1 protein-coding gene is annotated in these 565 nt (G+C 69.2%); it reads left to right on the top strand.

The genetic code is table 11. The annotated features are described in order from the left end of the window. A partial coding sequence (locus ACZY0B_RS27915; RefSeq protein ID WP_463767448.1) for a hypothetical protein occupies positions 1-565 on the top strand: 565 nt, incomplete at both ends.

Below are 565 nucleotides of genomic sequence, written 5' to 3' on the forward strand. Positions count from 1 at the left end.
GGGCGCTCGTGGTCGGTGCGGGGTAAGAGCACTCGGCGTGTGCTGGCCAAGCGGGTCGGGGCGGTGTGGCAGCCGGTGCCGGTGGGCGGTGGTGAGGTGGGATCGGTTGCGCACGCGGCGATTGCGCCGATGGTGGCCGATCGTGGTGAGGCCGGTCAGTCGGGGGCGGGGCGGGCGTTGGCGATGCTGGCCCTGGGCACCGCCGGCGAGGGCGAGGACCATCTGGTGGTGTTGGTTGAGGTGGCCGGTGAGGTGTTGGTGTTTGATCCCCGAAACCGGGAGTGGTTGCGTCGCGCGGTTGAACAGGTCGACAACCCTGAGGGTCGTGAGGCTCCCGAGATGGCCGAGCTGGTGGAGTTGGTCAATGGGCTGCGGGCGGCGGGCTACACCGTCGAAGACGATGGAGATGCCGCCGAGGGCCCGGATCGCACCGCGTTGCCGCTGACCTATGAGATGTGGTCACACGTGCAGCGCTACCGCCCCATCGCCAACGCCCAGGTGGCCTACTACGGCCACACCAGCGGTGTCGATCCGACGGTACGGGCGATGCCAGTCGACGGCGTAG

It is taken from the genome of Mycobacterium sp. IDUB_19 (assembly GCF_055419445.1).